We start from the raw sequence: 15,182 nt of genomic DNA, 5'->3' as shown, positions 1-15,182 counted from the left end.
ATCAATCAAAAGAATAAAAGAAGTTGAAAAATTACTAAATTACAGACCTATTAGAAAGTTTAATTATAATAACCCTATTGAAGTCCTAAATAATAAGTGTGTTGCACTTATGGGTTGAACTCAGCATTTATAAGTATTTGAATAATTAGAATTACTATCAGTTGTTTTAATAATGTATGTTCCAGAAAATAAATTACTTAAATCAATCACTTTTAAATTATTTTCAAATAGTAACTTTCCTTGAAGATTGTAGATTTGTATCAAAAGAGTTTTATTACTTTTAATATTAATAAATGATGAAGCAGGGTTAGGATATATAACTAAGTCATCCACTATTTTTTCATCATTCATATTTAGCGTAATACCAGGAGCAGATGCCGTCACTTTATCCATGTTAAGGTTATTAAAGATTCCATCATAGCTTACATTATTTAAAACTTGATTAACAATAGAAGGCTCATATTTAGTCCATATATTATTAGCCAAAACTTCAATGTTTAAATTAGCTTCATCGCCTCCATTAATTTCAGAATCTTGGTAGTTTAAGGAAATCATACCATTAAATCCGTTTAATGATTTTTCCATATTATAAACTCTAGCAATTGAAGTTTTTGCTTCAGATACAGTTACTTGGGAATCAGATATAGTAAGGATGTTGTCTGTTATTACGAAGGTTGAATTTGGACTAATTTCTAAACCAAATGCATTTAGGGAGCTTCCGTTATGCAAGGTAATACTTGCAGAATTAGAAATATAAATCTGTTGGCTAAAACATAATGAACTGAAAGTGTAGAGAAATAAAAGGATTTTCTTCATGGTTTTAGTTTTGTCAAGCTGCATTCAATGTTCTAACGCAACAAAGGTTGATTTTTTTTTGTATAATACTAAGCTACATTTTTTAGTTCAGAATCCATAATTTCTTTAGGCGTTTTATAACCTATAGTTTTACGAGGCCTATTATTAAGTTTATCTTAAATTTCATGAGTAATTTTTTATCACTTTGATTAAAATCTGTTCCTTTTGGAAGGTGTCTCCTAATAAGTCCATTGGTGTTTTCATTGGTTCCTCTTTCCCAAGAAGAGTATGGGAGAGCAAAGTAAATTTTCATGCCGGTGCTTTAAGTTATTTTTTCGTGTTTAGCCATTTCAATTCCATTATCGTAAGTCATAGACTTTTTAAAAATGTTATTTAGTTGATTTAGTTTTTTAGAAAACATTTCAGAGACTTCATCGGCTTTTTTAGAGTTAATTTTTAATTATTGTATATCTAGCTTTACGTTCTACAATGGTTCCAATGGCACTTTTATGGTTTTTACCAATGATTAAATCCCCTTCCCAATGACCAATTTCAATTCTATCTTCAATATACTTAGGTCTGTTGTCTATACAGACTTGGTTGATTATTTTACTGCCAGTTCCACGTCTTTTTTTAGGAGGCCTACGTCTTGTTTTTTTACGCACCAAATTTGGATAAGCTTTTTGTTTAAACTGGTCTGAGGTCTAGTATAAATGTGTCTGTAAATGGCTTCATGAGAAATAGACATAATAGGGTCATTAGGATAAAGTTCTTTAAGTCTTCCAGAAATTTGCTCTGGTGTCCACTCAGACAAAAGACCTTTATATACAAAATGTTTTAGAGGTTTATGTGTCCTGATTTTATCTATATTTCTTTTATTTAAGTAATCATCTTTAGCGCACTAATGAGATAAATGAGCGTCATATTTATGATTGGAATTAACAACTAATTTGTTTACTTCTCTTGAGATTGTTGATCTTTATCTATTGAACTGTTTAGCGATGTCAGCTTGGGATCTATTTTCATTTAAAAGTGTCTCAATTTGGACTCTTTCTTTTAGGCTAGGTCGTATATGCTTTTTTACTTCCATTATAACAAATCTATACATCTAGATTTGTTGCGTTAAGTTATTGAATAGATCAAATAAACCACGGACTCCTTCCAGGCGGTTTAGTCTATGAAATTAATCGTCGATTTGTCTTTACTAACTGTTAATGTAATGGATCTTCCTAGTGTCAAAGCCCTGTTGTCTTTATCATGACCTGCAGGCATATTAAACGCAATGGGGAAATGGTAATCTGATAAAACATCTATAATCAACTGCTCTATACTAGTGCCCCAAGGTGTGGTATTTCGTTTAATTTTTGTCATATCCCCAATAATGACACCTTTACAATTTTCAAAATATCCTGCCCGTTTTAAGCTTTGAAACATACGATCAATATGATACTTATATTCCCCGATTTCTTCAATAAACAGAATCTTTCCTGAGGTGTCTATACTGGTTTTTGAGCCCAACATGGTATGTAATATAGTTAAATTACCACCAACAAGTTGTCCTGTAACGGTTCCTGAGTTGTTATATTTTGAACCTTCGAGTTGGAAATTTGGCTGATTTCCAAAGAGAGCTGCCCTAAATGAACTAATAGTCTGTGGAATGGTTTCAGGTGCATCCTGAAGACTAGTGCACATCATTGCGTGCATAGATTGAATACCTAAATTATGAACGGCATTATGAATAGCTGTAATATCAGAGTAGCCTATAATCCATTTGGGGTGTTGTTTAAATAATGTCCAATCTAGTTTGTCTAAAATTCTTACAGCACCGTAACCACCGCGGGCACACCAAATAGCTTTGATGTTGCGCTGGTCAAGGGCCATTTGAAAGTCTTCACAGCGTTCATAATCGGTGCCTGCAAAATGATGATTTTGATTAAAAACATGGGTACCAACCACGGCTTGTAACCCCCAGCTTTGCAACAAAGTTTTAGCATGTTCAATTTCAGCGGTACGGTTTTTTAAAATCCCTGAAGGTGCTACAATCATGACGGTATCCCCGACTTTTAAATAGGGTGGTTGTTTCAAGGTCATTGGTTTTATTTCGTTTGAATTTTGTGCCACACTACTTGGAATACTCAAAGAAAGAATGATACAAAATATGCTTAAAGTAATACGTATTTTAGACATAAGGTAAATGTACATTTTTTTCTAATACCATTTCCCACGAGGGTTTGCTGTAAAAGAAAATGATGATTTTTGTCTTTATATGAATGGGAAAAATAAAGCATAGCCTTAGCTACGGTTTCTTTTTATTATGATATAGAAAGAAAAAAGGGCGTTTTATTGCAGGAAATTCTCGAGGGAAATGGTATCATTGCCTGCTTAAATGATTACTTTTGTGGCTTTCAAATAAAAAACGCATCATAGGCGTTTCACAAGATATAATAGAAGTTTAGAGATGAGTAATCCAAAAAGATATACCGTTACTACGGCATTACCTTATACCAATGGACCTATTCACATTGGTCATTTAGCAGGTGTTTATGTGCCCGCCGATATTTATGTACGTTATTTAAGATTAACTGGAAATGATGTGGCTTTTATTGGAGGAAGTGATGAGCATGGTGTACCCATTACTATAAAGGCAAAAAATGAAGGTGTTTCGCCGCAAGATATTGTTGATAAATATCATGCCATTATCAAGCAATCTTTTGAAGAATTTGGAATTACTTATGATAATTATTCCCGTACTTCGGCGCCTATTCATCATGAAACGGCTTCATCGTTTTTTAAAACCTTGTATGATAAAGGCGAATTTATTGAAGAATCTACAGAGCAATTATACGATGAAAAAGCGAGTCAGTTTTTAGCTGATCGTTTTGTAATAGGAACCTGTCCTAAATGCGGAAATGAAGAAAGTTATGGGGATCAATGTGAAAACTGTGGCACGAGCCATAATGCTACCGATTTGATTAATCCGAAATCGGCATTAACTGGAAATACACCCACTTTAAAACAAACCAAACATTGGTTTTTGCCATTAGATAGACATGAAGCTTTTCTTAAAGAATGGATTCTTGAAGGGCATAAAAAAGATTGGAAACCTAACGTGTATGGTCAGGTAAAATCATGGATTGATGATGGATTACGTCCAAGAGCGGTAACCCGCGATTTAGATTGGGGTATTCCTGTACCTGTTGAAGGCGGTGAAGGTAAAGTGCTTTACGTGTGGTTTGATGCACCTATTGGTTACATTTCATCTACCAAAGAATGGGCACAAAGAGAAGGTAAAGATTGGGAACTGTATTGGAAAGATAAAGACACTAAATTGGTGCATTTTATAGGAAAAGATAATATTGTATTTCACTGTATCATCTTCCCATCTATGTTGAAGGCAGAAGGCAGCTATATCATGCCAAATAACGTACCTGCCAATGAGTTTTTAAATTTAGAAGGCAATAAATTATCAACATCTAAAAACTGGGCAGTTTGGTTGCCTGAATATTTAAAAGATTTTCCTGGGCAGCAAGATGTTTTACGCTATGTACTTACGGCCAATGCTCCAGAAACAAAAGATAACGATTTTACTTGGAAAGATTTTCAAGCCAGAAACAATAATGAGTTAGTAGCTATTTTTGGAAACTTCATAAATCGTGTTGTGGTGCTAACCAATAAGTATTATGATGGTGTTGTGCCAACACCTTCAGAGTTTACCCAAGAAGATACAGATGCTTTAGCTGCGGTTAAAGCCTATCCAAATGTGATTGCAAGCTCCATAGAGCGCTACCGTTTTAGGGAAGCGGGTCAAGAACTAATGAATTTAGCTCGATTGGGTAATAAATATTTGGCAGATGCTGAGCCTTGGAAAATGGTTAAAGTAGATGAAGACCGTACAAAAACTATTATGTATGTAGCACTCCAAATAGCTTCAGCTTTAGCCACATTGAGTGAACCATTTTTACCGTTTACTTCAATCAAACTTAAAAGAATTTTGGCCTATCAAGACAATAGCTGGAATGATATTTCTGAAAAAAGCGTGTTACTGCCTACAGGTCATCACATAGGAAAAGCAGAATTGCTATTCACTAAAATTGAAGATGCTACCATTCAAGCGCAATTAGATAAATTAGAGGCGAGTAAGAAAGCAAATGAAGCGGCTAATAAAGCGTTAGAACCTCAAAAAGATCCCATTACGTTTGAAGATTTTACCAAATTAGATATTCGTGTAGGCACCATTATTGGAGCCGAAAAAATGCCAAAAGCAAAAAAACTTTTAGTACTAAAGGTTGATACGGGACTTGATGTTCGTACTATAGTGTCTGGTATTGCTGAAAGTTTCACCGCTGAAGAAGTAGTGGGTAAAAAAGTAACTGTTTTGGTTAATTTGGCGCCCAGATCTTTGCGCGGCGTTGAAAGTCAGGGGATGATTTTAATGACCGAAAACACCGATGGTAAATTAGTTTTCGTCAATCCTGATGATACAAATGTAGCTAACGGATTGCCAATAAGTTAACGCATTTTATGTTTTACTTACGTTGTGTTAGTTAAGGTTTTTCAAGATTAGTAACCTTAATGAAGATTGTTAAGTCTTTGTTAAGGTGTAAACCAAGCTTGCATTCTTTTCGTAATTATTAAAGAATTAACGGACAAAAAAAGGTGACCTTCTATTAACGAAGGTGTCCTATTTATTGATTAATTTTAACTAACAAAAAACAACGTTTTATGAAAAAAATAATAATGCTATGCATGACCATAAGTCTGTTAGCTTGTGGTGGCTCAAAAACTGTAAGGACTTCAAAAAAAGTCATTAAAGGAAATTGGAATTTAAGTTCTATTACTTACAGTAAAGCAGGAACTTATAATGTTACATTGCTCAATGATGAAAATAAAGACTGTTTTGAAAACAGTACTTGGCAATTTATTCCAAACAACAATACAGGTATATATACCATAAACGGTGTAGGCTGTAGTAGTGGAGAGCGTCATTTTATTTTTACTATTGATGAGGTGGATGAAACTACAGGACTTTATGATTTTCTATTAAAACCAACCGATGCTAAAGGTAAATCTGATACCAATCGTGGATTCCGATTAAGGCTGGCAGCACTGTCAGATACTTCTATGCAATGGAAACAAACCGTTTCTGTGGATGGCTCACCGTTTGTGATTACCATGAATTTTACAAAACTGTAAAAAAGTATTTAGGAATTCAAAATAGAATATTCTCAAATTTTAAATTTATAACAACTATGAAAATATATATTAAAAAAATTTCAATGGTATTATTTAGCTTGATGATAACCGTTTCTTTGGTGAATTGTAAATCGGTTCAAAATGCTAATAATAAACAAAAAGGAGCTGTTATTGGAGCTACTGGGGGAGCTATTTTAGGAGCTATTATTGGTAATAATGTTGGGAAAGGTGGTAATGGCGAGTTAGGTGCTGTTATTGGAGGTGTCATTGGTGGAGGTGCTGGCGTGCTTATTGGAGATAAAATGGATAAGCAGGCACAAAAAATTGAAGAGGAAGTACCAGGTGCACAAGTAGAGCGTGTAGACCAAGGTATTGTTGTAACCTTTGAAGACGGTAGTGGTGTGTATTTCGCTACGAATAAATACAATATTAATACGGCTTCTCAAACCACGTTAAATAAGTTGATTGGTATTTTTAAAGAAAATACTGACACGAATATTTTAGTTGTGGGGCATACCGATAGTACAGGCGATGCGGATTATAATATGACATTGTCAAAAAACAGGGCTTATGCCGTGACTAATTATTTAAAACAAAATGGTATAAGTTCGGGTAGACTTGCTACAAACTGGTTTGGAGAAACTAAACCACTATATGATAATTCAACAGTTGAAGGAAGAGCTAAGAACCGTCGTGTAAATATTGTTATTGTGCCTAATGAAGATATGGTAGAAGCGGCCAAAAAAGAGGCTGGAAATTAGATTTAAGTCTGATTTAAAAAGAAATATTTTAAAGTCCTGCTTTTTAATTAAAGCAGGATTTTTTTTGAAAAAAGTAAAAGTATCTTGTAAAGTAAACTCAAAAAGATAGACAGATTAGCCATGCAGAAAATGTTTACCGAGTTTTCGACCAACGCTATTTTAAAAATAGGAAACGAATCGCTTTTAGAAAGTTATAAAGAAGCGAAACAACCAGATTTATTTACGTTTATTCGAACCAATGAGATTGAAGCTGAGATTATTGTTGACAGTAAACCATATACCATCAAGCCCAATAGCCTTTTAACCTTAACAACCGTTCAGTTTTTTCAGTTTGTACAGGGTGTTGATTTGGTGGTGTATCAATTCAACAGAGAGTTTTATTGTATAAAAGATCACGATCATGAGGTAAGTTGTGCTGGCTTGCTGTTTTTTGGTCATGTGCATATTCCAATTATAGATTTAACAGACGAAGAACAGCATAAATTCAACATATTGAATGAAGTGTTTTTAGATGAGTTAGAAACTAAAGATAATATTCAAGCCGAAATGCTTCGTATGCTTATGGCGCGTTTTATCATTATTAGCACACGTTTACTTAAATCGAAAGAAGGTTATGTTGAAACAGCTCAAACATCAAAAGTTGATTTGTTACGTGAATTTAATCTATTGGTTGAAGCACATTTTAAAGAAGCGCATAGGGTAGCGTTTTATGCAGAAAAGTTATTCAAGTCGCCAAAAACCTTATCTAATACTTTTGCAAAGTTAAATACCAGTCCGCTTCAAATTATTCATGAGCGTATCATGTTGGAAGCCAAACGTCTTTTAATATATACTACTAAAACGACTAAAGAAATAGCTTATGAAGTTGGTTTTGATGACGCTTCACATTTAAGCCGTTTATTCAAAAAACAAACGGGTTTATCGCCTTCAGATTTTAAAAAACAGCTTCAAAACTTCCGTTAGGGAAAAATTGACAATCAGTCAGGAAGTCTAGTCATTTTATCGCCTCTACTTATTATTCATCTTTGTACGGTATAATAAAAACAACAAAGGCATGAATATAAAACACACATCCATCTTCAATTTGATTGAAATATTTAGAGGCAAACAATCAAAATTAGTAAACACTATTAGTCCAGAAACACATTGTGAGCAACGTTGTATTCATGATTTTTATTGTGATGCAGAAAGGCCTTATGTGTCTTTTTAAATTCTTTTTGAAATTTAAAAGGGAAAAATAGACAATCTAAAAGGAAATTTAAACATGGTATAGCAAACAGAAGCCTTGCAATTTTGTACCAAGAAAATTAATAATCAAACATTTAAAAAAATTAATATTATGAGCACATTTAATGTACCAACAAGAGCAGAAGTAAGTGAAAATAATCAAGCCATTTTCGATAACTTAGAAAAAGCCATAGGATTCGTTCCTAATTTATATGCTACCTACGCACATAGTGAAACAGCCTTAGAAAATTATTTAAACTTCGCTAATGCTAAAACATCATTATCGGCAAAAGAAAAAGAAGTTGTAAACTTAGCGGTAAGTCAAGTTAACAATTGTATTTATTGTTTATCAGCACACACGGCCATTGGAAAAATGAATGGTTTTAGAGATGAACAAATTTTAGAGCTAAGAGCAGGAAAAGCTTCATTTAACAACAAACTAAATGCTTTAGCGCAATTAGCTAAAAACATCACAGAAAATAGAGGAAGAACTGATGCAGATGTCTTAGAAAATTTCTTTAGTGCAGGTTATACAAAAGCCAATTTAATAGATGTAATTTCTCAAGTAGGTGATAAAACCATCTCAAACTACATACACAGCACGACTCAAATTCCAGTAGATTTCCCAGAAGTAGCACCCTTAATTTTAGAAACTGTTTAGATATTAAAACAAACCGAGTTTATTAGGTTGTGAAAAGGTTATTCATCAATGATGGAATAACCTTTTTTTATGAAGGTTTTTGCAAAGGACACAACAAAATCTTTAACTTTACGTAAAAACAACGATTATGTTATCAAAAACAATAGAAGAAGCTTTAAATAAGCAGATAAGAATAGAAGCCGAGTCGTCTCAAATTTATTTGGCAATGGCGTGTTGGGCTGAAGTTAAAGGGTTAGAAGGTGTTGCTGGTTTTATGTATGCGCAGTCTGATGAAGAGCGTGAGCACATGCTTAAATTAGTAAAATTTGTTAATGAGCGTGGAGGGCATGCTAAAATTTCGCAGTTGTCTGAGCCTAATGTCACATTTGAATCGTTCAAAGAAATGTTCGAAAAACTTTATGATCATGAAGTGTTTGTATCTCAAAGCATCAATGAATTGGTGCACATTTCACTTCAAGAGAAAGATTATGCCACCCATAACTTTTTACAATGGTATGTGTCTGAACAGATAGAAGAAGAAGCCGTAGCACGAACGATTCTTGATAAGATTAAATTGATTGGTGATGACAAGGGTGGCCTTTATTTGTTTGATAGAGATATTGAAAATCTTACGGTTACCACAGCTGCTACAAATACCTCAGAATAAATTTTAACATTTAATCTTATTTAGATTTAATAAAAATAACATATTTTTGCCCGCAAGTTTATCAATGATACTATTCGGTGGGGAAAAAAAAGCAGAAAAAGGCAGTAAAGAAACTTAAAAAATTAGGGGTAGAACTTCCTGAAAAAGTAAAGTCTAGTTGCTGTAAAAAGTTTAAAAAAGGCGAAAACAAACGTTGTAAAAAATGTCCTTGTTTCGATTTAATTAAAAAAGTGGCTTAATTTTTTAAGATTAAATGACTTGTTGTAAAAAGACCTATTAGAAACCCATTTTCTAATAGGTCTTTTTGTTTTCATTATAAAATCCTTTATTTAGCACGACCATAACCCGTTTAAAACTTATGATTGATTATATTATTCAGCATACACAACTTCAAAAGGATGCTGTAAAAAATACCATTGCACTTTTAGAAGAAGATTGTACCATACCGTTTATTTCGCGATATCGAAAAGAACGTACTGGAAATTTAGATGAAGTTCAAATTGCAGATATTGTTAAGTATAAAGAACAATATGAAGCTTTAGAAAAGCGTAAAAAAGCAATTATAAAAACTCTGGAAGAACAAGGAGTTTTAAATTCTGAAATTGCACTAAAAATTACCGAAGCTGAAGATTTAAGAACGCTTGAAGATCTATACTTACCCTTTAAAAAAAGCCGAAAAACAAAAGCTGAAAAAGCACGACAAAATGGTTTAGAACCGTTGGCAAAAATCATTATGAGTCAAAATGCTAACGATGTGGAGTCTTTGGCTTTTAAATATGTTAAAGGTGATGTGGTATCTGCTGAAGATGCTTTAGAAGGTGCCAGACATATTATTGCAGAGTGGATTAACGAGCGTACCGATATTAGAAACAATTTGCGTTATCAATTAGAACGTTTTGCTTTAATTGAAACTAAAGTTATAAAAACAAAGCAAGATGATGAAGCTGCACAAAAGTTTAGAGATTATTTTGATTGGCAGGAAAGCTTAAGTCGTATACCATCTCACCGTTTGTTAGCGATTTTAAGGGCTGAAAAAGAAGAGCTTATCCGTGTGAAAATTACTATTGATGATGTGCGTGCTCTAGATAAAATAGAACAACGCATCATCCGTTCGCATAACGATTGCGCCAACCATATTGAAATTGCTATTAAAGACGCGTATAAGCGTTTATTATTACCGTCTTTAAGTAATGAAGCACTTCAAATAGCAAAAGAAAAAGCAGATGATGCAGCAATTACTGTCTTTGCTAAAAATTTAAAGCAACTGTTATTGGGTTCTCCACTGGGTGAAAAACGTGTTATGGGAATAGATCCAGGATTCCGAACAGGGTGTAAAGTGGTGTGTTTAGATGCTCAAGGACAATTAAAGTACAATGAGACTATTTTTCCGCATCCACCAAAAAATGATAGTGTTGGTGCTATGAAGAAGATAAGTTCTTTGGCCGATGCTTATAAAATTGAAGCTATTGCCATTGGAAATGGTACAGCATCAAGAGAAACCGAAGCACTAATTCGGAAAGTGCATTTTAAAAATGACATTCAAGTTTTTGTGGTGAGTGAAGCTGGTGCGAGTATTTATTCAGCATCTAAAATTGCAAGAGAAGAATTTCCCAATTACGATGTTACGGTTCGAGGATCAGTTTCAATAGGGAGACGTTTACAAGATCCTTTGGCCGAGCTGGTTAAAATTGATGCAAAATCGATTGGAGTAGGACAGTATCAGCATGATGTTGATCAAAATAAGCTTCAAAAGCAACTGGATATTGTTGTAGAAAACTGTGTAAATGCAGTAGGTGTAAACATTAATACTGCGAGTAAATCGTTGTTAAGTTACGTGTCTGGAATTGGACCAAAATTAGCTGAAAATATTTTTAATTTTAGAAGTGAAAATGGCCCGTTTAATTCTAGAGAAGCCATAAAAAAAGTACCCCGATTGGGTGGTAAAGCTTTTGAACAAGGGGCTGCTTTTTTAAGAATAAAATCGGCTAAAAACCCTTTAGATGATTCTTCCGTACATCCAGAAAGTTATGCTATAGTTGAGCAAATGGCTAAAGATTTGGGAAAATCGGTGCACGAGCTTATAGGGAATAAAATGCTGCTTCAAAGAATCAATTTAAAAAACTACTGTACAGATACCGTTGGTGTTTTAACTTTAAAAGATATTATACAAGAGTTAGAAAAGCCTGGGCTAGATATTCGAGAGCAAGCTAAGGTATTTACCTTTAATCAAAACATTAAAACGATAGAGGATTTAAGAGAAGGGCAACTATTACCAGGAATAGTTAATAACATTACTAATTTTGGTTGTTTTGTTGATGTGGGAATTAAAGAAAGCGGATTAATTCACGTTTCTAATTTATCGGATAGTTTTGTGAAAGATGTTAACGAACATGTGCATTTACACCAACAGGTTATTGTAAAGGTTTTAGACGTAGATATTCCTAGAAAACGTATTCAATTAAAGTTGCATAAATAACAACAAGCCATAGAGACTCTCTTATACTAGAGCAGCTATGGCTTTTCTGTTTCATAGAAATTTTAAGCAAGACTATACTGCTTATTTACAGCGTTTAAACGATTTAAGGCTACGTCTTTTATTTCTGGAATAACGGTTTTTAGTAGGTAAGGCGGGTAAGCCGAATCAATGTCTTTGCGCATTTCGTTATATAAAGATTTCATGTAAGTGGTATGAATCATAGTGCCTACATTTAATTTAGCGACTCCCATTTGGATAGATTTTTGAATGTCTTCGTCAGGGATTCCAGTGCCTCCATGAAGTACTAAAGGCACAGCAACAGCATCTGCAATCTCAGCTAATCTGTCAAAATGAATTTTGGGTGCTTTTGGAGTAAAACCATGGGCTGTACCAATACCAACAGCTAGTATGTGCGGTTGGGCTTCTTCTACAATAGCTTTTACATCATTAACGCTGGCTAGGAAATCCTTGTCTGATTTTACCACAACGTCTCTGCCCATAATCTTTCCAATTTCGGCTTCAACCATAACACCAGCAGATTCAGCATATTTCACCACTTCTTTGGTCATAGCAATATTCTCTTTTAAACTTCTTTGAGAACCATCAATCATAACCGAATCATAGCCATCATCAATAGCCTGTTTACACATAGTTATAGAGGTACTGTGATCAAGGTGCAAATAAATAGGTTGCTTGGTATTGGCTTGAATACCTTCAACCATTTTTTTACACAGGAAGCTAGAATTTAGCTCCACTACTGGTGGATAGGTCATGGCCATAACAGGGGATAGTGCTTCATCGGCAGCAAGGGCAATAGCTTTTAAATCGTAAATATCATTTATGTTAAACCCGATTAAGCATTTTTGCTCATTTCTATAAGTTTTTACTAATTCTATTAAGTCTTTTTTTTGCATGACTTCATTGTTTTGAGTGGTGTTAATAGTTTAAGTTTTTTTGAATACTTCTTCCATATAGTTTGGCTTCAGAAAAATCTAAATCATTGACTTCTGTCCAATGATTAAACTCTTTTAAGTCTTCTTGAAAATGACCACGACCAACAATCCAATGATGATCTAGTCCGTTGTTCAGTATGGTGCTTACTACAGCGGAAGCTTGAATGTTTTTAGTTTTTACCTCGCCATAAGCCCCTCTAAATTGTAGTGGAGAATCAATAATATCTCCTTCAAAAGAGAGCATGCTTGATGCATGAGGGTATTGGTATTTGGCTATAGTTACAGGGCCTTTTTCTAGCAAAAATTCTAGAAGCATACCATATGATTGTGCTTCATCAAAATTATCGAGAATGCTATGGTTCCTTACCTCATAGGTGCTGTTTGTTCGTAATAATCTGGTGGGAGATCCGCCACAGTGCCACATGCCTAATGTGTTGTTTTTGTGATCTAAAATAGACATATCCATGAGTGTGGGTAGTGCTTTGCCATTTGAAATTTCGTTCATGATAACCATTGTAATTAACCCACCCATATCAGATTCGTCAGCAACAGGGATGCCTAAATCCTGAACTAATGCACCAGCGCCATCTCCTGAAATTTGATAATTGTCAAATAACTCTGGCCAGTTTTTTAAAGCCACGCCAGCATAGTTCTCTAAGCGGGCATAATCTGCAATGGCTAAGCTAAGACGAACAGAAAGCATTAATTCACGTTTGCTAACTTGGCTATCATGGCATTTTTCATTATGAATTAATTTATAAACGATAGGTTCAATATCACCATCTTCAAATTTTTCGGCATGTTTCCAAATGGTTTCTAAATCAATGCGTTCAATGCCTATTCCAAAGTGTTTAGAAATAGATAGTTCATTGAGTTCACAGTCATAGAATCCTGGTACACGCATGCCGCCAATCATAAGCAGTTTACTGTGTTCTAATTTCTTTTTCGCTATTACCACCCTTAAAAATTGAGATAATGCGTTGTTCAATTCCTTGGATTGGGCAGTTCCAAATACCCATGAATATTTAACCTCAAGGGTATTTAAAATATTTAGAAGAAAATTTTGACCACATAATCTGTTGGCAGTGAGCCTCCCGCCTGTAACTTCGTCGTGAGACCAACTTAGTAAAGGAGTTTTATGCACACGTAACCAATTTCCCAGAGCTAAAGCCAAATCTCCTGAGATATAAGATGCTTGATAAATAATGATTCCCGCGAGTTCATGTTTTTTATAGCTGTTGAGTGCTTTAAGCAGCTCATCTTTCGTTTGAAGTGGTGTTTCAGGTGCTAACAATGTAGTACTGCCTACAATATCTTGACATTTATTTAGGGCCTGTTTGTATGACTTTTTTGCTAGTTCCCAGTCAAAATGCATCTCTAACCCAATGCCTATTAACCCTATTTTTACTGGTTTTGATTTAGGTTTGTAGCTTATTAATTGTTCCATTTCATGAGCTACAATACCTTGTCTTTCTGAAAAATCAGTTTTGCTTGTGTCACCTGAACTAAAATGATTTACATGTTGTGTGTTTAAAATATCTGCTAACATAATGTTGTGTTTTTTTGTATAACGTTTTCAACCTCTTCGGCACTAGGAAAATAACTTCTACCGCCAAAATGTTGCGCAATTATAGCGGCATAAGCTGAGGCAAATTGTAAGCGGTCTATCAATGTTTTCTTTTCTAGTAGGGCAATGGCATAAGCCGCATGAAAAGCATCGCCACACCCTGTAGTGTCAACTACCGTTGTAGGAAATGCGGGTTGATGAATAACGTTACCATGTTGCCATGCCCAGCAACCATGTGCCCCATCGGTAACAACTATTTGGCCGTCGGTTAATGAGCTTAAGGCCATTAAACAGTCTTGTGGTTTATTTAATTGGGTTATATGCTTTGCTCCTTCAAGGGGCAGTATAATATGACTGCCTAGTTTAATCATTTGTTTTAAATCATTGATGTTACCTGTTTCAATGTCTAAAACAGAAGGGATATTATATTTGTTTGCAAGTTTTAGGAGTTCTATGTTTCCTTGAATGTCATATCCATCTACAAGAAGCAGTTTTTTTTCTTTAATCCAGTCTTCGTTAATGTCTTTAACTGAAAGGGGGCTATAACCCTGTAATGAGTAAAAAACGGTTCGCTCACCATTATTTTCGTCAACTTCAACCACGGCAATTGCTGGTTGAAAATGGGTTTTATTCAGCATTAATTTAGTATTAACATTATAGCGCTCCAGCTCTTGATTAGCAATCTTGCTTAGGGTATTATTGGCCTTGTAGCCCACAAATCCTGTTTTTATACCCCATTGAGCTATAAAACAAGCGGCATTACCAGCAGGAGCACCTCCTTGTATTATTATTTTGGGTATTTCATGTTTTTCTCCTTTTTTAAAATGTGTAGGAACTTCCGCGAGAATATCAACTACCAACATGCCCGATACCAGTACATCCATTGCTTTTAAGGCTTTATAA

At 34.4% G+C, this 15,182-nt stretch carries 12 protein-coding genes and 3 pseudogenes; 9 read left to right on the top strand and 6 right to left on the bottom strand.

The features are described from left to right. Positions 1–118: pseudogene (locus FGF67_RS17685) on the top strand (IS30 family transposase); the annotation flags it as partial. Between the two features lie 2 nt (positions 119–120). On the opposite strand, the gene FGF67_RS06910 reads toward FGF67_RS17685, so the two are convergent. The 3 genes and pseudogenes from FGF67_RS06910 to FGF67_RS06890 form a co-directional block, all read right to left on the bottom strand. Next, positions 121–816: a T9SS type A sorting domain-containing protein gene (locus tag FGF67_RS06910; RefSeq protein ID WP_158293188.1), complete on the bottom strand. Its 696-nt coding sequence runs from the start codon at positions 814–816 to the stop codon at positions 121–123. A gap of 68 nt (positions 817–884) precedes the next feature. Then, positions 885–1,885 (bottom strand): annotated as a pseudogene (locus tag FGF67_RS17680) (IS30 family transposase). An 80-nt stretch (positions 1,886–1,965) separates the two neighbouring features. Further along, complete coding sequence (locus FGF67_RS06890; protein WP_139696090.1) at positions 1,966–2,982, bottom strand: S66 peptidase family protein; 1,017 nt, start codon at positions 2,980–2,982, stop codon at positions 1,966–1,968. Between the two features lie 268 nt (positions 2,983–3,250). On the opposite strand from FGF67_RS06890, the pseudogene metG reads away from it, so the two are divergent. The 8 genes and pseudogenes from metG to FGF67_RS06855 all read left to right on the top strand — a co-directional run. Then, positions 3,251–5,308: pseudogene (gene metG, locus FGF67_RS06885) on the top strand (methionine--tRNA ligase); the annotation flags it as partial. A 209-nt stretch (positions 5,309–5,517) separates the two neighbouring features. Further along, entirely contained in the window at positions 5,518–5,988 is a 471-nt protein-coding gene (locus FGF67_RS06880; protein WP_139696084.1) for a lipocalin family protein, read from the top strand. Positions 5,989–6,044: 56 nt separating this feature from the next. Then, positions 6,045–6,749: an OmpA family protein gene (locus tag FGF67_RS06875; RefSeq protein ID WP_139696081.1), complete on the top strand. Its 705-nt coding sequence runs from the start codon at positions 6,045–6,047 to the stop codon at positions 6,747–6,749. A 120-nt stretch (positions 6,750–6,869) separates the two neighbouring features. After that, positions 6,870–7,712, top strand: a complete 843-nt coding sequence (locus tag FGF67_RS06870; protein WP_139696079.1) for a helix-turn-helix domain-containing protein — start codon at positions 6,870–6,872, stop codon at positions 7,710–7,712. Positions 7,713–7,803: 91 nt separating this feature from the next. Further along, the gene (locus FGF67_RS17235; protein WP_158293186.1) at positions 7,804–7,959 is read left to right on the top strand and encodes a hypothetical protein; all 156 of its coding nucleotides are present in this window, start codon (positions 7,804–7,806) and stop codon (positions 7,957–7,959) included. Between the two features lie 129 nt (positions 7,960–8,088). Further along, a complete protein-coding gene (locus FGF67_RS06865) occupies positions 8,089–8,637 on the top strand; it encodes a carboxymuconolactone decarboxylase family protein (protein WP_139696076.1) in 549 nt (182 codons plus the stop codon). Between the two features lie 127 nt (positions 8,638–8,764). Continuing rightward, on the top strand, positions 8,765–9,283 hold the full coding sequence (locus FGF67_RS06860) for a ferritin (protein ID WP_139696074.1): 519 nt from the start codon (positions 8,765–8,767) through the stop codon (positions 9,281–9,283). 358 nt (positions 9,284–9,641) lie between these two features. Then, entirely contained in the window at positions 9,642–11,759 is a 2,118-nt protein-coding gene (locus tag FGF67_RS06855; protein WP_139696071.1) for a Tex family protein, read from the top strand. 62 nt (positions 11,760–11,821) lie between these two features. Here the strand turns inward: FGF67_RS06855 and FGF67_RS06850 are convergent, their stop codons facing one another. From FGF67_RS06850 to FGF67_RS06840, 3 genes are read right to left on the bottom strand one after another with little or no spacing between them, the layout of a single operon-like run. Beyond that, positions 11,822–12,673 carry a class II fructose-bisphosphate aldolase gene (locus FGF67_RS06850; protein WP_139696068.1) on the bottom strand — a complete coding sequence of 284 codons (852 nt, stop codon included), beginning with the start codon at positions 12,671–12,673 and terminating at the stop codon, positions 11,822–11,824. Between the two features lie 22 nt (positions 12,674–12,695). Then, positions 12,696–14,261, bottom strand: a complete 1,566-nt coding sequence (locus FGF67_RS06845; protein WP_139696065.1) for an L-fucose/L-arabinose isomerase family protein — start codon at positions 14,259–14,261, stop codon at positions 12,696–12,698. Next, on the bottom strand, positions 14,255–15,163 hold the full coding sequence (locus FGF67_RS06840; protein ID WP_139696063.1) for a carbohydrate kinase family protein: 909 nt from the start codon (positions 15,161–15,163) through the stop codon (positions 14,255–14,257). The genes FGF67_RS06845 and FGF67_RS06840 overlap by 7 nt, the downstream gene beginning before the upstream one ends. Between the last annotated feature and the right edge of the window lie 19 nt (positions 15,164–15,182).

The sequence above is a fragment of the Allotamlana fucoidanivorans genome (assembly GCF_006265225.1).
Lineage (GTDB): Bacteria > Bacteroidota > Bacteroidia > Flavobacteriales > Flavobacteriaceae > Allotamlana > Allotamlana fucoidanivorans.
The sequence above is the reverse complement of the archived record's forward strand: the minus strand, read 5'-3'. Positions and strand labels throughout refer to the sequence as shown.